Consider the following 16,738-nt stretch of genomic DNA (forward strand, 5'->3'; position numbering starts at 1 on the left):
TGTTTCCTTCGTGTTCTTGCGGTCGTTGAGCCCGGGCCGGCCGGCCCGCGCCGACACGCGGTCAGCTGGAGCGGTCGACGATGACGTGGGCGAGTTTGACGAGCGCGTCGCGGACGGGGCCGGCCGGGAGCGGGTCGATCGCCTCGATCGCGGCATCCGCCCATTCGTACGCCTTCGCCCGGGTCGCCTCCGTGACCGCGTGGGTGCGCAGCTGCTCCATCGCCTCGTCGAGGATCGCCGGATCGGCGCCGTCGGCGATGCGGGCCACGCCGTCGTCGATCGTCGCCTTCAGCGCGCGCGACGCCGGGTCGGAGGCGCGTCCGAGCAGCAGATACGGCATCGTCGGAACGCCGGCGCGCAGGTCGGTGCCGGGGACCTTGCCGGTCTGTGCGGGATCGTCGGAGAGGTCGATGACGTCGTCGAGCAGCTGGAAGGCGACGCCCACCTTCTCGCCGTACTCCAGCGCGGGCCGGCGGTACTCGGACGGAGCGTCCGAGAACAGGATGCCGGCCTGGGCGGATGCCGCGATCAGCGAGCCCGTCTTGTCGGCCAGCACCTGGAGGTAGAAGTCGACCGGATCCTCGCCCGCCTGCGCGCCGACCGTCTCGTGCATCTGACCGAGCACGAGACGCTCGAACGTGTCGGCCTGCAGGCGGATCGCCCGCTCGCCGATCTGCGCCATCAGCTGGCTGGCGCGCGAGAACATGAGGTCGCCGGTGAGGATCGCGACGTTGTTGCCCCACACCGCGTGGGCGCTGGGGACGCCGCGGCGCACGTCCGCGCCGTCCATGACGTCGTCGTGGTAGAGCGAGCCCAGATGCGTCATCTCGAGCGCGGTCGCACCGGTCACGACCTGCTCGGTCGTGCCCTCGCCGAGCTGCGCGGTCAGCAGCGTCAGCATGGGCCGCACCCGCTTGCCGCCCGCCTCGTAGAGGTAGCGGGTGGTGGCGTCGGCGAGCGCATCGCTCACACGCAGTTCGCGGGCGAGGGTGTCCTCGACACGGTCGAGGCCGTCTTCGACGACCGCGAGGAGCTTGCGCATCCGGGGACCGGCGAGCACGCGCTCGGTCAGGCCGAGATTGGCCGTCAGTCGCGCGCCGGCAGCGGAAGGGCTCGGAGTCACCATCCCAGCCTACCCGCGGCCGTCGGGTCCCGCCCGCCGCAGGTTCAGACCAGCGGCTTCACCGCGCGGTGCAGAGCCACGATGCCGAAGGTGAGATCGCGGTGCGCGACGCGGGTCCACCCGGCATCCCGGATCCACGACGACAGGGTCACCTGGTCGGGCCAGTCCTTGATCGACTCGTTGAGGTAGTCGTACGCGTCGGCGTTGGAGCTCACCGTCCGGGCGACGGTCGGGAGGATCCGGTCGTTGTAGAAGCGGTACAGGCCCGCGAAGGCCGCGTTCTGCGGATGCGAGAACTCGCAGACGACGAGCCTGCCCCCGGGCGCGGTCACGCGCAGCATCTCTGCGAGCGCCTTCTTGGGGTCGTTGACGTTGCGCAACCCGAACGAGATCGTCACGACGTCAAACTCGTCGTCGGCGAAGGGCAACGCCATCGCGTCGGCCTCCACGAACGTGACGTTCGGGACGTGGCCGTGCCGGCGACGACCCTCGGCGATCATGCCGGGAGAGAAGTCCCCGGCCACGACCTCGGCGCCGCTGCGGGCGATCGCCACGGAACTGGCGCCCGTCCCCGCAGCCAGATCGAGGATGCGCTGGCCCGGGCGGGGCGCGATGGCGCGCGTGGTGGCGATGCGCCAGAGGCGGTCGTTGCCGAGGCTGAGGACCGTGTTCGTGCGGTCGTACCCCGCCGCGACCTCGTCGAACATGCCGCTCACGCGGGACGGATCCTTGCCCAGGTCGGCGCGGTGCTCACTCACCCTTCGATCCTAGGCGCGGGTCCCGGCCCACGGTGCGCCCCCGCCGGGCGCGACCGCGTCGAGCACCGCCAGCCAGCGCGCGGCGGTGGCGCCGTCGTACGGTGCCCGCTCCGCGCGGACGTCGGCCTCGAGCGCGACCGCGACGTCCTCCAGGCGGTCGACGATCTCCCGCGGGTATCCATAGCGGACGCGGTGCTCGTCCCACTCGTCGCGGTCATCGATCCAGGTGCCCCGGCCGTCGCGGGCGCGCACGACGTCGAGGTCCATGTCGATGCCCGTCGGCGTCGGGATGCCGTCGGCGTCGGTGGCGGCATCCCATCGCAGATCCCACGCGATGTCGATGTAGATCGCGATGCGCGGGTGGGTCGCGTTGAGGGTCGCCGCATACTCGCCGCTCGGCGGGACGAGCGTCACGTTGTCGCCGAGGCTGACCGTGTCGACGCCGGGGCGCGCGCTGCGCCAGCCGTCACGCTGGCCGACCCAGTCGCCGTGCTCGTCGCTGCCGAGGAACACGCACTCGTGCTCCCAATGCGGGCCGCCGTCCCACTTGCGCCAGCGGAAGACGAGCGGGGTGCCGGGCGCGGGGCGAGCGGTCATGGTCGCGAGCCTAACCGGCCGCCACCGTCGCCGCGGACGGCGCGGACGCGGCGGATTAGGCTGAACGGGTGAGTTCCGCGCCGTCCCGTCCGCCCCGTCTGCGCATCGTGACCCGCGAGATCGCCCCCATCGACGACCCGCTCGAGTACGCCGACCCGGCCGATCCGCTGGTGTGGACCCGGCGCGGCTCGTGGCTGGTCGGTGTCGGCTCCGCCCTGACGCTCACGGCCTCGGCGACGGATGCCGCGACCCTCGCCGACCGCTGGCGCGAGGTCGCGGCGGCGGCGGTGGTCGACGACCACGTCCGGGCGCCGGGAACGGGGCTGATCGCCTTCGGCGCACTCCCCTTCGACACGCAGTCCGCCTCGTCGGCCGTCCTCACCGTGCCGCTGCTGACCGTGGGCTCGCGCGACGGGCGCACGTGGGCGTCGTGGGTGCTGCCCGAGGAGGGCGCCCCCGAACCCGACGAGCCGCGCGCCATCGGCTACGGACCGCACTGGTCGGCCGCGGTCGGCCCCGGCGCGCTCACCCCCGAGGGCTACCAGGACGCGGTGCGCGCGGGCCTCGCGGCGATCGCCTCGGGCGAGGTCAGCAAAGTCGTCCTCGCCCGCGAGCTGGCGGGCACGGTGCCGGCCGACGCCGATCTGCGCCGGCTGGTGCGCTCCCTCGCCTCGGCCTACCCCGACACCTGGGTCTACGCGGTCGACGGTCTCATCGGAGCCAGCCCCGAGACGCTCGTGACGGTCTCCGGGGGCCAGGTCACCGCGCGCGTGCTCGCCGGCACGGTGGCGCGCGGTTCGGGTCCGGATGCCGATCGCGAGGCGGCCCTGCGGCTCGCCACCAGCGCGAAGGATCTGGCGGAGCATCAGTACGCCGTCCGCAGCCTCGTCGACGCGCTCGCCCCGCACACGAGCGCGCTGGCCGCCGCCGAACAGCCCTTCACCCTCGCCCTGCCCAACGTCTGGCACCTCGCCACCGACGTCGAGGCGACCACCTCGCCCGAGACGTCGGCGCTCGATCTGCTGGGCGTGCTGCATCCCACGGCGGCCGTCGCCGGAACACCGACGGCCGCGGCGCTCGCGGCCATCCGCCGCATCGAGCCGTTCGACCGCGGGCGGTACGCGGGCCCGGTCGGGTGGGTCGACGCCCACGGCGACGGGGAGTGGGCCATCGCGCTGCGCGGGGCGCAGTTCGACCTCGCGGCGACGGATGCCGGCGGCATCCCGTTCCGCGCCCACGCGGGCGCGGGGATCGTCGCGGGCAGCGACCCCGAGGCCGAGATGCTGGAGACCCGCGTGAAGTTCCGGCCGATCGTCGACGCGCTGGCGTAGGGCGTCTCGACTCGGCGCTGCGCGCGGCGCTCAACGACCGGGCGCCGCGGGCTCAGGTCGCGGCGAGGCGGACCTTCTCGGCCTCCACGTCGAAGTCCGCCGCGGGCCACTGCGGATCGACGTCCTCGAGGGCGTCGAGCAGGAGCGCCTGGACGGCGAGGCGCGCGTACCACTTGCGGTTCGCGGGCACGACGTGCCACGGGGCGTTCGGCGTGGACGTCCGCTCGAAGACCGTCTGGTAGGCCGCCATGTACTCGTCCCAGCGCTGCCGCTCGTCGACGTCGCCGGGGTTGTACTTCCAGTGCTTGTCGGGACGGTCCAGCCGCTCCCGCAGCCGCTCCTTCTGCTCGTCGGCGGAGATGTGCAGCATCACCTTCACGAGGCGGATGCCGCGGTCGGTGAGGCCCTTCTCGAAGTCGACGATCGCCCCGTAGCGGCGCTCGATCTCCTCGGCCGGGGCCAGCGCGCGCACCCGCCCGATGAGGACGTCCTCGTAGTGGGAGCGGTCGAAGACGCCGATGAGGCCCGGCGCCGGCACGCGCTTGTCGATGCGCCACAGGAAGTCGTGCGCGAGCTCCTCCGGCGTGGGCTTCTTGAAGGCGGCGAGCGCGATGCCCTGCGGGTCCACCGAGCCGACGACGTGGCGGACGATGCCGCCCTTGCCGGCGGAGTCCATCGCCTGGAGCACGAGGAGCACGGCGGGGGCGTCCTCCTGGATACGGCTCTGCGCGTACAGGCGCTCCTGCAGCTCGTCCAGCTCGTCGGCGCCCGCCTCGAGGTCCGACCGGCCGCTGCTCTTGCCCTCCTCGTACCCCGGCGTCGAGGACGGGTCGAGGTCGGCGAGGCGGAATCCGGGGTCGGCGCGGAGGATGTCGGCGGGGTCGGCGCTCCAGTGCTTCTGGCTTCTCGCGGTCATCACCACATCATGGCGCGACCCCGGGGTTTCGGCCAGGGCTCAGCGATCGAGCGCGACCTCGACGATCTGACGGCCGGCCACGCGGGCGGTGAGCGCCTGATCCAGCTCGGTCCGCGTCGCGGCGCGGACGTAGTCCCAGCCGTAGGCCGCGGCGAGCGCGGCGACGTCGACGTCCTGCGGCGTGTAGAGCACCCGCTCCATCGCGGACGGCGCAGCCACCGACGCGACCTCGAGACCGTCGAAGATCGTCCCGCCCCCGTCGTTGCCGACGACCACCTGGAGGCGCGGGGCCTCCTCACCGACCGGCAGCAGCAGCGCGCCCACGTCGTGGAGGAAGGCGAGGTCTCCCGTCAGCACCCGGGTCACCCCGACCGCCGCGGTCGCCTGACTCGCGAGGGCGATGCCGGTCCCGGTGGCGATCGTGCCGTCGATTCCCGCCAGTCCGCGGTTGGCGTGGACCGGGACCTTCTTGCCGCCGAGCACCTCGTCGGCGACCCGCACCAGCCGCGACGACGCGAACAGCAGCCGGTCGTGCGGCCAGGTGGCCCGCCAGACGGCGTCGACCAGCGCGACCCGGTCGATCGGCCTGCGCGCGATCGCCAGTTCCGACGCGATCGCCCCCAGCCGTTCGGCGGGAACGGCCGACGACAGGGCCTCGGCGTCGGGCGCCGGCGGCGCGAGATCGACGGATGCCGCGCGCGACGCCCGCATCCACGCGCCGAACCAGTCGCGGTCGACGTCGCCCACGGCGGCGACGACCGCATCGACCGCGATCGACGACCCGTTGAGATTGAGGGGCTCCCCCGGCCCGCGCACCGCGAGCACCTCGACATCGTCGCGCGAGAGCACCGCGACGACCTCGCGACTGAGCGTCGGATGCCCGAACACGACGGCGCGTTCGATGCGACCGCCGAGCTCCGGGTCGCGGAGCAGGCGGCGGTAGCCGTGCACGAGGTTGCGGCCGAACCGCGCCCCACTGACGATCTCGGCGATGAGCGGCCACCCGCCGGCGTGCGCCAGCGCCTCGGCGCCGGTCCCGGCATCCGCGCCGGCGATCACCACGGTGCGCGGTCCGCGCACGAGCACATGGGGGTCGCCGTCGGGATCGGTCGGCAGGTTCGACTCGCCGATGCCACCGCCGCCCTGGTACAGCGCGCCCGACGGCTCGATCTGGACCGGATCCTCCGCGGCGACGTCGGGCCCGACGGGCGCGGTGTCCAGCTCGAGCTCCGGCGTGCCGAGCCACGGCGGCAGGCCGCCGGCCAGCGGGTCGCGCAGCGGCAGGTTGAGGTGCACGGGCCCGGCCTGACGGGTGCCCGCGCCGAGCGCCGCGGCGACCGCGTCCTCCGCCACCCGCCGCAGCATGGCGGACTGCTCCCCGGTACCGTCGGCATCCACCTCGTCCGGCACCGGCAGATCCTCCTCCAGCCGCATGTTCGGAGCGAACATGCCGGGCTGGCGGGTGGTCTGGTTGGCGCCGACGCCGCGCAGCTCGGGCGGACGGTCGGCCGTCAGCAGGATCAGCGGGACACCGGCATGGTGCGCCTCCAGCGCGGCGGGAAGGAGATTGGCGACCGCGGTGCCGGAGGTGCACACGACGACCGCGGGCATGCCCGACTCGCGCCCGACGCCGAGCGCCGTGAAGCCGGCGACCCGTTCGTCGATGCGCACGTGCACGCGCACGGCGCCACGGCTCTCCAGCTCGGCCGCGACGAGGGCCAGCGCCTGCGAGCGCGATCCCGGGCTGACGACCACGTGCCCCACGCCGAGCTCGACGAGGCGCCCCAGGAGCGCCGCGGCGGCATCCGTCGCCGGCGCGCGACCGGCGAGAGGGCTCTCGTCCATGTCAGGCGGCGCTGCCGCGACGGTTCTCGTCGGGGTCGTCGTCCGGGGCGGTCGCGGGCTCGTCGCCGGCGCCGCGCCGGCGGTCGGGCTCCGGACCCTCGGAGTCGAGGGCGGCCAGCTCCGCCTCCAGGCGGCGGATGCGCTCGTCCTGGTCGGCGATCGAGATCGCGCCCAGGCTGCCGAGGAAGTCGGGGTTGTCGTCGGGGGCGCGGAAGGTGCTCACCCGCTGGGGACGGCCGCGACCGACCACGAACCACATCACGCCGCCGATGATGGGCAGCAGCACCACGAGCAGGATCCAGACCGGCTTGCTGACGCCGCGATGGCGCGTCGGCGGCTGCAGGGCGCAGTCGACGATGCTGTACACCCAGAAGGCGATCAGCAACAGCGCCAGAGGCAGCAGAATGCGCACCACCCCTCCATCCTAGGCGCGCGCCGGCATCCTCGGCGGGCGCGGGCACGGGTACGGGCGCACGGACGACGCGCGTAGGCTGGAGGCATGCGTGTCCGTTCGGCCCTCGTCTACAGCGTGCTGCGTCTCCTGGTGTTCGTGGTGCCGTTCGGGATCATGATGCTGTTCCCGGTCATGCGCGAGTACTACTGGCTGTCGGCGATCTTCGCCGCCCTCATCGGCCTGAGCCTGTCGGTGCTGTTCCTGCGCCGTCCGCTCGACGATCTGACCGCGGGCCTCGCCGAGCGTCGCGCGCGCCGCGCCGCGACCGACGAAGACGTCGAGGATGCCGCGGCCGACCAGGCCGCCGCCGCACCGACGGAGTGAGCGCGGGCGCCGGGTGACCGGTGCCGTCAGCCCGTGAACGCCCAGAACAGCAGCGCCGCGACGGCCAGCGACGTCAGCGACGTCAGCCCGAGCGCCACGACCAGCTCCCGCGGCGCGCGATAGGTCCAGACGATCAGGACGGCGCAGGCCGCGGGGATGAGCGCGAGCAGCGCCAGCCAGGCGAGCGGGTAGAAGACCGCCAGGAACGCCACGATCGCGAAGGCGCCGACCACCAGCACCGTGAACAGGATCTGCGTCGCCCGGCGCCCGATACGCACCGTGAGCGTGCGCTTTCCGGCGAGGCGGTCCTGATCGATGTCGCGGAGGTTGTTGGCCAGGAGCACGGCGCAGGCGAGGAGCCCGGCGATCACGCCGCCGAACCAGCTCTCCTGCGGCACGGTGCCGACCTGGACGAAGGTGGTGCCGACCGTGGCCACCAGGCCGAAGAAGACGAAGACGAACAGCTCGCCGAGACCGGCGTACCCGTAGGGACGCTTGCCGCCGGTGTAGAACCAGGCCGCCACCAGGCACGCGGCGCCGATCAGCGCCATCCACCAGTACCCCGTGCGCACGATGAGGGCGATACCGGCGGCCGCCGCGATGCCGAAGAAGACGAGGGCGACGATCAGGACGGTGCGCGGCTGCGCCTTGCGCGACGCGGTGAGCCGCGCCGGCCCGACGCGGTGGTCGTCGGTGCCACGGATGCCGTCGCTGTAGTCGTTCGCGTAGTTGACGCCGATCTGGATCGACACCGCGACGACGAGGCAGCACAGCGCGACCACCCAGCGCAGCGGCATCCCGCCGAGCAGCGCCGCGCCGGTGCCGATGAGCACGGGCGAGACGGCGAGGGGCAGGGTGCGCAGGCGCGCCGCGCCGATCCAGTCGCGCGCGGTGGCGCGCTCGACGTGCGCGGGGTCGCCGGAGAGCTGCGCCCTCTGCGGATTGCCGCGCGGCGTGTGCGCCGCGGAGCGCCGTCCCGAACGGGCCTTCTTCTTGCGGGTGCTGCCTGCCACGCGAGAATCCTATGCCCGCGGACGCATGAGTCCCCTGTGATGCCGACGCGGCGCGCTCACGCGCCGGCGTCCGCCGCGAGCCGGCGGAGGGCGGCGCGATCGGGCTTGCCGCTCGGCAGCAGCGGGATGGCGGCGACGGGCACGACCGCCCGGGGGCGTGCGGGCGCACCGATCTCGGCCTCGACGGCGGCGCGGATGCCGCGGAGGGCGTCATCGGCATCCCCCGCGCCGGCCGGGACGACCACGATCGACGCCTCGCCCCACCTCTCGTCGGGGACCGGGACCACGACGGCGTCGACGAGCCCGGGAAGGGTCCGCACCACCCGTTCGACGCGGTCGAGCGCCACGTTGATCCCGCCCGAGATGATGACGTTGTCGCGGCGACCGGTGATCGCGAGGCGTCCGTCGAACGCGCCGGCGTCACCGGTGCGGTACCAGCGGGTGCCCGCCGCGTCGCGGAAGAAGGCGGCGTCGGTGCGCGCGGCATCGCCCAGGTAGCCGTCCGCGAGGGTGGGACCCGACAGGAGCACCTCGCCGTCGTCGATGCGGACGCCGACGCCGTCGAGCGGCACGCCGTCGTAGACGCAGCCGCCCGCGGTCTCGCTCGATCCGTAGGTGCGCACGATGCGCACGCCGGCGTCGGCGGCGCGCGCGGCGAGCACAGGGGCGAGCGCCTGCCCGCCCACCAGCACCGCCGAGAACCCGGCGAGTGCGCGGCGGGCGGCCGGATCGGGGTCGTCGAGGAGGGTCTGCAGCTGCGCCGGGACGAGGGACGTGTACGTCGGCACCGGCCGCCCCCCGTCGCTCGATGCCATGGAGGATGCGGCGGCGACGAACCCCGCCGTGCGGAACGGCCCCGACAGGAGCGCGGGCTCGCGTCCGGCGACGAGCGCACGCACGAGCACCTGGACCCCGGCGATGTAGCCCGGCGGCAGCGCGAGCAGCCACGCCCCCTCGCCGATGCGCGCGCTCGTCGCGAGCGCCGAGGCCGTCAGCGCGGAACGGCTGAGCGCGACCGCCTTGGGGTATCCCGACGACCCGGATGTCGTGACGACCACCGCGGTGCCGGCCGGGACCTCCGCGGGCAGCGCATCTCCGGAGCCGGACGGCGCGCCGAGGGCGATCGCGGGGCCCGCCCCCAGCACCGCGCCCCGCAGTCCGCGCAGCACCGCGCGCGCATCGGCGGCATCCACCCGCTCCAGCTTCACCGTCGCCTCCGCGCCGTCGCGTCAGTAGTGGTACGGATAGGGCGACCAGTCGGGGTCGCGCTTCTGCAGGAAGGCGTCGCGACCCTCCACGGCCTCATCGGTGCCGTACGCGAGGCGCGTGGCCTCGCCCGCGAACACCTGCTGGCCCACCATGCCGTCGTCGATCGCGTTGAACGCGAACTTCAGCATGCGGATCGCGGTGGGCGACTTGCCGAGGATCGTCCGCGCCATCGCGATCGCCTCGCGCTCGAGCTCCGCGTGCGGGACCACGCGGTTCACGGCGCCCATCTCGTAGGCGCGCTGCGCCGAGTACTCCTCCGCGAGGAAGAACACCTCGCGCGCGAGCTTCTGACCGACCTGACGCGCCATGTAGGCGGACCCGTACCCCGCATCGAACGAGCCCACATCGGCATCCGTCTGCTTGAACCGGCCGTGCTCGGCGCTCGCGATCGACAGGTCGCAGACGATGTGCAGCGAGTGCCCGCCGCCGGCGGCCCACCCGGGGATCACGGCGATGACGACCTTCGGCATGAAACGGATGAGCCGCTGCACCTCGAGGATGTGCAGCCGGCCGGCGCGGGCCGGGTCGGGGGCGGTCGCGTCGTCGGCCGCGTAGGTGTAGCCGTCCCGGCCGCGGATGCGCTGGTCGCCGCCCGAGCAGAACGCCCAGCCGCCGTCCTTGGGGCTCGGGCCGTTGCCCGTCAGCAGCACGACACCGATGCGCGGGTCCTGTCGCGCGAGGTCGAGGGCCCGGTACAGCTCGTCGACCGTGTGCGGCCGGAAGGCGTTGCGCACCTCGGGCCGATCGAACGCGATGCGCGCGATGCGGCCGTCGCCGGAGACGTGCGCCGTGATGTCGGTGTAGTCGTCCGCGCCGGGCGCGAGCGTCCACGCGGTCGGATCGAACAGCTCGGAGACGAAGGTGTCGGTCACCCGGCCAGCCTACGCGCGAGCATCGCCATGGCGTCGTGAGGGTGTCGTCATATGGCCGGGACGGGTGGGCGACTCCCCCTACGCTGGGACGGTGACGTCGACCCCCCGCATCCTCGCCCTGTTCGCCGCCGGAGCCCTCGCGCTCGGCCTGTCGGCCTGCGCCTCGACGGGCGGCGGTGCGGCGTCGCCGACCGCGACCGACGCGACCGCGTCGCCGATCACCGCCGGCGCGTGCGAAGGGACCGAGGGCGTCACGCTCGTCGTCGACTCCTCCGCCCTGGCGGGCGGCACCTCCGACACGCGGTGCTACACGACCACCGCCGAGGTCGCCGTCGCCGACATCGTCGCCGCGGCCGGGCTCGAGATCGAGGGCACGAAGGAGTACGGCGACCAGGTGATCTGCCGCGTCGACGGGCTGCCCTCGGCATCCGAGCCGGTCGGCTCCACCCAGGACCCTGCGTATGTCGAGAAGTGCGAGTCGATGCCCGCCGCGTTCGCGTACTGGGCACTGTGGACCAAGCCCGCCGGCGGCGCGTGGGACTACGCCCAGGAGGGCGTGTCGACGCTGACGGCTCAGCCGGGCGAGAGCGTCGAGCTGCTCTTCAGCCTGGACGGGGCGCCCGCGGCTCCCGCGGCCTGAGCGGCGCCGACGCGCGTAATCTCGGCGCGTGAGCTTCCGCCCCGGCCCCCTGCGTGCCGCCGCCGCCCTGGCGGTGGGCTTCGTCGCGGTGCGCGTGGGGTACCGGGTGCTCTTCCACGGCGCCGACGGCGCCGGGCCGGTGGTGCTGCCGCTGCCCCTGTGGCGCCTCGCGCCGCCGCTCGCCCACGTCGAGGTGCTCGGCCCCGCGACGGCGGGAGGGCTCTGGGATGCCGCGGTCAGCGCCCTGCCGATCGCGCTGACGATCCTCGCGTTCGGACTGCTCAGCGCCGTGCTCGACCTGCCGCGCCTGCTCGCCCGCGGCGCCCGGCGCGGCCCCTTCCAGGGCCTCGCCCGGGCGCTGTCGATCGGCTGGGCGACGCTGCCGTCGCTCGCCGACGCGGTGCGTTCGGCACGGCGGGCGGCGCGGCTGCGCGGCGAACGGGTCGGCGTCGCGGGCTCGGCCCGACTGCTCGCGCCGGTGCTCGAGGCGACACTGGAGCGTGCAAGCGCCGTCGCCGCGGCCCTCGAACTGCGCGGCTACGCCGGACGGGGGCTCGAGGGCGACTGCGCGCACCCCGTGGCCGGGCAGGACGTCGCGCTCGGGTTCGGCGCCGGCGATCCGGTCGTCGTGGCGGACGCGGTGGGGCGCGGCATCCGCCCGGGCGCCCTCACCGTGCTCACGGGAGCGACCGGGTCGGGCAAGACGACCCTGCTGCGGGCGCTGAGCGGCCTGCACAGCCATGTCGACGGCGGGTGGATCCGCGGCGAGCTGCGCGTCGCCGGACACGAGCGCAGCGCCACGGCGCCCCGGGATCTGTCGCGCGTCGTCGGCGTCGTGCTGCAGAGCCCGCGCGCCGCCTTCGCGACGACGCGCGTGCGGGACGAGATCGGCCTCGCCCTGGAGCTGCGGGGCGTGGCCCCCGTCGTCGTGGACGAGCGCGTCCGCGAGGTGGCGGTGCGGGTCGGGATCGTGGACCTGCTCGACCGCGAGCTGGGGGCACTGTCGGCGGGGCAGGCGACGCTCGTCGCGATCGCCGCCGCGATCATCGAGCAGCCGGTCCTCCTGCTCGTCGACGAGCCGCTCGCCGACCTCGACCGCACCGCCCGCGCCCGCATCGTGGCGCTCCTGGGCGCGCTCGCCCACGAGGCCGGCGTCTGCGTCGTCGTCGCCGAGCACCGCGGCGACGAGTTCGGCGCGGTCGCCGACGCGTGGCTGCGCATCGACGCGGGTGGTTCCCGCGGGCGGCCCGGGGTGCTCGCGACCGCGGGTGCGGGGCTCGCGCAGGTAGGTCGTCCCCGACCGCCGCGGACGGCGCCCGACCCGGCGACCCCCCGGACTCCCTCGACGGGACCGGTGCTGTCGACCCGCATCACCGTGCGGTACGCGGACCGCGTCGCCGTCGACGACGCACCGATCGCGCTCCACGCCGGCGAGATCGTGGCGCTCGTCGGCCCCAACGGCGCCGGCAAGTCGAGCCTGCTCGTCGCCCTCGCCACCGGCGCGCACGCCCGCGAGGTGCGACTGGTCCCCGATGACTCCGACGCGCTGTTCGTGCGCGACACCGTCGCCGCCGAGTGTCGGCGCACCGACCGGCGGGCGCGCCTGCCGGCCGGCACGACCGCCCACCGTTTCGCCGGGCTCCTCGGGCGCGGCAGCGACGACGAGGGCGGCGTGGAGGCGGCGCGAGAGCTGTGGCACCGGCATCCGCGTGACCTGTCCGCCGGTCAGCGGCGCTGCCTCGCTCTCGCGATCCAGACGGCGACCCGCGCCCCCGTCCTGCTCGTGGACGAGCCGACCCGCGGCCTCGACCCCGACGCGCGCCGCCTGGTCGACGCCGCCCTCGCGCGGCTCGCGGATGCCGGGACCGCCGTCCTGATCGCGACCCACGATCCGTCGGCCATCGCCCGCGCCGACCGCGTGCTGCCCCTGGCGGCCGGGCGGCTCGCCGCCTCGCCCGCCGCCCCGCCCGCCCGCACCGAGCCCGCCCTCGCCGACCCCGCCCGCGCCGAACTCCTCCAATCCGCGACCGCCGACCCCGTCTCGGGGCCCCCGCCCGGCCTCGCGCCGCAATCCGGAGGAGTTCGGGACACGCCCCCCACCCGCACCCCACGGCGAGCCGCAGCCAGGACCCCGCAGCCCCGGCCGCAGCCCCGGCCCCAACCCCGACCGCGGCGCAGCCTCACCGCGGCCCTGATCGCGGCGAACCTCGTCGCGGCGGCCGCGTTCCTGTGGCCCCTCGTGGCGACGGCGGTGCCGGCGCAGGCGCAGGCCGCCGCGCCGGTCATCGCGATGGCGCTCGCCCCTCTCGCGATCATCGTCGCCCTCGCGAGCCTCGACACGACGGTGCGGTCGGCGCACACCCTCGCGCTGCTGGCCGTGCTCGCGGCGATCGGGGCGGCCGTGCGCATCGCGAGCACCGGGGTGGGCGGCGTGGAGGCGCTGTTCGTGCTCCTGATCCTGGCCGGGCGGGCGTACGGCGCGCGCTTCGGACTGCTGCTCGGCGCGGCATCCCTCGCCCTGTCGGCGGTGCTGTGGGGCGGGGTCGGGCCGTGGCTGCCGTTCCAGATGTTCGCCTGCGGCTGGGTCGCGGCGGGCGCGGGGCTGCTGCCGCGGCGCGTGCGCGGCGGCGCCGAGGTCGCGATGCTCGCGGCGTACGGCGTCGTGTCGGCGTACGTGTTCGGGCTGATCATGAACATGTGGTTCTGGCCGTTCGCCGTCGGCGCCGGGACGAGCATCTCCTACAGCCCGGGCGCGCCCCTCACCGAGAACCTCGGGAACTTCCTCGTCTACTCGCTGGTGACCTCGACCCTCAGCTGGGACACGCTGCGCGCCGTCACCACGGTCATCGGGATCGGACTCATCGGGCGTGCGCTGCTGCGCTCACTGCGGCGCGCGAAGCCCGTCGCCGGGGCTCCCGGGCCGCCGTCGCCCCCTCAAAGACCCCGCGGAGCGCTCGCTACAGTCGAATCATGACCACGACGGAGCGGCCCCTGACCCCGGACGAGATCGGCTCGGAGGCGTTCCTCCCCCTCCTCTGGGAGGCGGCCGGGGTGGATGCCGACGCACTCCTGTGGATCCGCGACGCCGAACTGCCCCGGCTCACCGTCGTCGGCGTCGTGGCCGGCAGCATCCTCGGCTTCGCCGCCTTCGGCCCCGACCCCGCCCGCGGCCGCACGGAGCTGCACTACATCGCCGTCGCGCACGAGGCGCGGGGCACCGGTCTCGGGTCCCGGCTCGTGGATGCCGCGCGTCGCGCCGACCCGACCCTCCCGCTGTTCGCGAGCACCGACGACGACGCGGTCGAGTTCTACCGTCGCCTCGGCTTCGCGGTCTCCGATGCGCCGCGCGACCCGCGGTGGCCGACCCGGCAGCGCTACGACTGCACGATCCCGCCGCTCGGCGACCCGCTCGAGCTGACCCTCGCCGTCTACCGCGACCACGCCCTGCGCTACGCCCAGCGCACGTCGGCCACACCGTCGCCACTCGTCGCGGAGCTGGGGGCACTGCTGCCGGCGGGCTCCTCCGTGCTCGAGCTCGGTTCGGGCCCGGGCCGCGACGCCGATGCGCTGGAGGCGGCGGGCTTCGCCGTCGACCGCACGGATGCCGCGGCATCCTTCATCGCACTGCAGCACGCGGCGGGCCATCGTGCACGCCTGCTCGACGTGCGCGACGCCGACTTCGGCGGCCCGTACGACGCCGTGTTCGCCAGCGCCGTGCTGCTGCACGTGCCGCGGGCGCGGCTGCGGGGCGTGCTGCGGCGAGCGCGCGCCGCGACCCGGCCGGGCGGGGTCATGATCGCCTCGTTCAAGAAGGGCGAGGGCGAGCACTGGTCGGCGCACAAGCTCGACGCGCCGCGACACTTCGTGCTGTGGCGCGAGGATCCGCTGGCCGAGGCCTTCGCCGCCACGGGCTGGACCGACGTCGTCGTCCGCGACACGACGGCCCCGGATGCCGCGGCCACCGACCCCTGGATCACGGTGACGGCTCGCAACCCGGAGGCCGGGTGATGCTGGTCGTCGGCTCCGTCGTGATCCGCGTCGACGACCTCGCGCGGGAGACGGCCTTCTGGACCGCGGCCCTCGACTACGTGGTGCGCGAGCCCGCCGGCGACGACGTCGCGCTGCTGCATCCGCGGCACGGGGCCGGGGTGAGCGTGTCGCTGGATGCCGTCGCGGCGCCGCGCGTCCCGCCCCCGCGGATCCACCTCGACCTCTACGCGCAAGACCAGGACGCCGAGGTGGCGCGGCTGGAGAGTCTGGGCGCGCGCCGCGTCGTATGGGACCGGCAGCCGGCCGATGCGGACTACGTGATCATGGAGGATCCCGAGGGCAACCGGTTCTGCGTCGTCGACGCGGCGGAGTGGTCGGGATGGGCGGGGGCGGCATCCACGGTGGCATCCGCTGCGGAGTGAGACCCGCCGGCGGCGCGGCCGTGGGAGAATGGGGCACGGCCGTCGTCCACCCGAGGATGCCGCCGGAAGGGCATGTCGTGCAGATCAGGAACTCCTCGGACTGGCGAGATGCCCTGCCGTTCGAAATCGCCGTCGCCGCCGAGCAGGCCGTGCCGGGCGACGCGACCCGGTGCTCGGGCTGCGGACCGACCAGCGAGCCGTGGCCGCGCGAAGCGCTGTGGGTGATGAAGCACCGGCATCCGAACAATCCGGCCGGATTCGTGCGGTTCTACTGCGCCGACCACAAGCCCGCGGCCAAGCTCGCCGCCGCGCCCGCGCCGACCACGCGCGAGCGTGCCCGCGCCGCCCGTGTCGCCTCGGGCACGCCGCGCACCGTCGCCGCCCCCACCATCCCCGAGCGCCCCGCGGTGATGTGCCCGGACTGCTTCGTACAGGTGCCCGCGACCGGCATCTGCGGCATGTGCGGCACCCCCGTCGCCTGACCCTCATCCGCGGGCCGTATCCCAACTGCAAGCTCGCAGCCGCGACACGCCGCCACCCCCGCGCCCGGCCACGGCGTGTCGCCCGGCATCCCTTGCAGTCCGGTGTGTGCGGCTGGCCGTTAGGATCGCGGGATGGTCGTGCTGCACCGCCTCACACCGTCGTCGGACGGCGCACCTGCAGCGGTCCTGCTGCCCGGGCGCGGATACACCGCGCAGGCGCCGCTGCTGCACTGGACCGGCGTCATCCTGGCTCAGAACGGATGGGACGTCTACGCCGCCGAGTGGGCATTGGGTGACGCTGCGGACGACCCGGCCGACTTCGTCGCCCGGGAGTGGGGCGAAATCATCTCGGCCCTCCCGTGCGCGCCTGACCTTGTCGTCGCCAAGTCTCTGGGCACCTTCGCGGCCTCACACGCCGTCGCGGCAGGCATACCTGGGGTGTGGTTGACGCCGCTGGTCGGCCACGATGTCGTGGCTACGGCGTTGCGCGCGGCATCCGCGACTCATCTCATCGTCGCCGGCACGACGGATGCCACGTGGTGGCCCGACCGCATCAGCGAGACCGCAGCCGCGGTGATGGAGATCGCCGGCGCCGACCACGGTCTGCAGTCGGACGGCGATTGGGAGGAGTCGTACGCGGTGCAGCGACGCGTGTTCGCCCGAATCGCGGCGCATGCCGCCGCCCTGGCACGTCGCTGAGCC

Annotated in this window: 17 protein-coding genes; 8 read left to right on the forward strand and 9 right to left on the reverse strand. The window is 74.6% G+C overall.

Annotated features, from left to right (window positions below):
* Positions 1-61 precede the first annotated feature (61 nt).
* Genes KY498_RS08170 through KY498_RS08180 form a run of 3 tightly spaced genes read right to left on the reverse strand, consistent with a single transcriptional unit; the run spans position 62 to position 2,478 of the window.
* Entirely contained in the window at positions 62-1,123 is a 1,062-nt protein-coding gene (locus KY498_RS08170; RefSeq protein ID WP_082734227.1) for a polyprenyl synthetase family protein, read from the reverse strand.
* A 44-nt stretch (positions 1,124-1,167) separates the two neighbouring features.
* Entirely contained in the window at positions 1,168-1,881 is a 714-nt protein-coding gene (locus KY498_RS08175) for a demethylmenaquinone methyltransferase (protein WP_060960366.1), read from the reverse strand.
* A gap of 9 nt (positions 1,882-1,890) precedes the next feature.
* Positions 1,891-2,478 carry a YgaC family protein gene (locus KY498_RS08180; protein WP_191007966.1) on the reverse strand — a complete coding sequence of 196 codons (588 nt, stop codon included), beginning with the start codon at positions 2,476-2,478 and terminating at the stop codon, positions 1,891-1,893.
* A 68-nt stretch (positions 2,479-2,546) separates the two neighbouring features.
* On the opposite strand from KY498_RS08180, the gene KY498_RS08185 reads away from it, so the two are divergent.
* A complete protein-coding gene (locus KY498_RS08185) occupies positions 2,547-3,809 on the forward strand; it encodes an isochorismate synthase MenF (protein WP_191007965.1) in 1,263 nt (420 codons plus the stop codon).
* A 52-nt stretch (positions 3,810-3,861) separates the two neighbouring features.
* Here KY498_RS08185 and KY498_RS08190 read toward each other — a convergent pair whose 3' ends face one another.
* From KY498_RS08190 to KY498_RS08200, 3 genes are read right to left on the reverse strand one after another with little or no spacing between them, the layout of a single operon-like run.
* Positions 3,862-4,725 carry a polyphosphate kinase 2 family protein gene (locus KY498_RS08190; RefSeq protein WP_060960363.1) on the reverse strand — a complete coding sequence of 288 codons (864 nt, stop codon included), beginning with the start codon at positions 4,723-4,725 and terminating at the stop codon, positions 3,862-3,864.
* Between the two features lie 39 nt (positions 4,726-4,764).
* Complete coding sequence (gene menD, locus KY498_RS08195; protein WP_191007964.1) at positions 4,765-6,570, reverse strand: 2-succinyl-5-enolpyruvyl-6-hydroxy-3-cyclohexene-1-carboxylic-acid synthase; 1,806 nt, start codon at positions 6,568-6,570, stop codon at positions 4,765-4,767.
* Between the two features lies 1 nt (position 6,571).
* Positions 6,572-6,985 (reverse strand): PLD nuclease N-terminal domain-containing protein, encoded by a 414-nt coding sequence (locus tag KY498_RS08200; RefSeq protein WP_191007963.1) that lies wholly within the window; start codon positions 6,983-6,985, stop codon positions 6,572-6,574.
* Between the two features lie 84 nt (positions 6,986-7,069).
* Here KY498_RS08200 and KY498_RS08205 point away from each other — a divergent pair, with 84 nt between their 5' ends.
* Positions 7,070-7,348, forward strand: a complete 279-nt coding sequence (locus KY498_RS08205) for a DUF4229 domain-containing protein (protein WP_101305638.1) — start codon at positions 7,070-7,072, stop codon at positions 7,346-7,348.
* Between the two features lie 26 nt (positions 7,349-7,374).
* Here the strand turns inward: KY498_RS08205 and KY498_RS08210 are convergent, their stop codons facing one another.
* From KY498_RS08210 to KY498_RS08220, 3 genes are read right to left on the reverse strand one after another with little or no spacing between them, the layout of a single operon-like run.
* Positions 7,375-8,361, reverse strand: a complete 987-nt coding sequence (locus tag KY498_RS08210; protein WP_101305637.1) for a 1,4-dihydroxy-2-naphthoate polyprenyltransferase — start codon at positions 8,359-8,361, stop codon at positions 7,375-7,377.
* Positions 8,362-8,417: 56 nt separating this feature from the next.
* The gene (locus KY498_RS08215) at positions 8,418-9,569 is read right to left on the reverse strand and encodes an AMP-binding protein (RefSeq protein WP_191007962.1); all 1,152 of its coding nucleotides are present in this window, start codon (positions 9,567-9,569) and stop codon (positions 8,418-8,420) included.
* A 21-nt stretch (positions 9,570-9,590) separates the two neighbouring features.
* On the reverse strand, positions 9,591-10,502 hold the full coding sequence (locus tag KY498_RS08220) for a 1,4-dihydroxy-2-naphthoyl-CoA synthase (protein ID WP_191007961.1): 912 nt from the start codon (positions 10,500-10,502) through the stop codon (positions 9,591-9,593).
* Between the two features lie 91 nt (positions 10,503-10,593).
* Here KY498_RS08220 and KY498_RS08225 point away from each other — a divergent pair, with 91 nt between their 5' ends.
* From KY498_RS08225 to KY498_RS08250, 6 genes are all read left to right on the forward strand, one after another.
* Complete coding sequence (locus tag KY498_RS08225) at positions 10,594-11,142, forward strand: hypothetical protein (RefSeq protein ID WP_061782299.1); 549 nt, start codon at positions 10,594-10,596, stop codon at positions 11,140-11,142.
* 28 nt (positions 11,143-11,170) lie between these two features.
* Positions 11,171-14,116 carry an ATP-binding cassette domain-containing protein gene (locus KY498_RS16595; protein ID WP_191007960.1) on the forward strand — a complete coding sequence of 982 codons (2,946 nt, stop codon included), beginning with the start codon at positions 11,171-11,173 and terminating at the stop codon, positions 14,114-14,116.
* On the forward strand, positions 14,113-15,150 hold the full coding sequence (locus tag KY498_RS08235; protein ID WP_191007959.1) for a GNAT family N-acetyltransferase: 1,038 nt from the start codon (positions 14,113-14,115) through the stop codon (positions 15,148-15,150). Before KY498_RS16595 ends, KY498_RS08235 begins: the two co-directional genes overlap by 4 nt.
* The gene (locus tag KY498_RS08240) at positions 15,150-15,554 is read left to right on the forward strand and encodes a VOC family protein (protein ID WP_191007958.1); all 405 of its coding nucleotides are present in this window, start codon (positions 15,150-15,152) and stop codon (positions 15,552-15,554) included. The genes KY498_RS08235 and KY498_RS08240 overlap by 1 nt, the downstream gene beginning before the upstream one ends.
* A 77-nt stretch (positions 15,555-15,631) precedes the next feature.
* Positions 15,632-16,036 (forward strand): glucose-6-phosphate dehydrogenase, encoded by a 405-nt coding sequence (locus KY498_RS08245; RefSeq protein WP_191007957.1) that lies wholly within the window; start codon positions 15,632-15,634, stop codon positions 16,034-16,036.
* 132 nt (positions 16,037-16,168) lie between these two features.
* Complete coding sequence (locus KY498_RS08250; protein WP_101305632.1) at positions 16,169-16,735, forward strand: hypothetical protein; 567 nt, start codon at positions 16,169-16,171, stop codon at positions 16,733-16,735.
* The last annotated feature ends 3 nt before the right edge of the window (positions 16,736-16,738 follow it).

It is taken from the genome of Microbacterium sp. PAMC21962 (assembly GCF_019443465.1).
Classification (GTDB): domain Bacteria; phylum Actinomycetota; class Actinomycetes; order Actinomycetales; family Microbacteriaceae; genus Microbacterium; species Microbacterium hominis.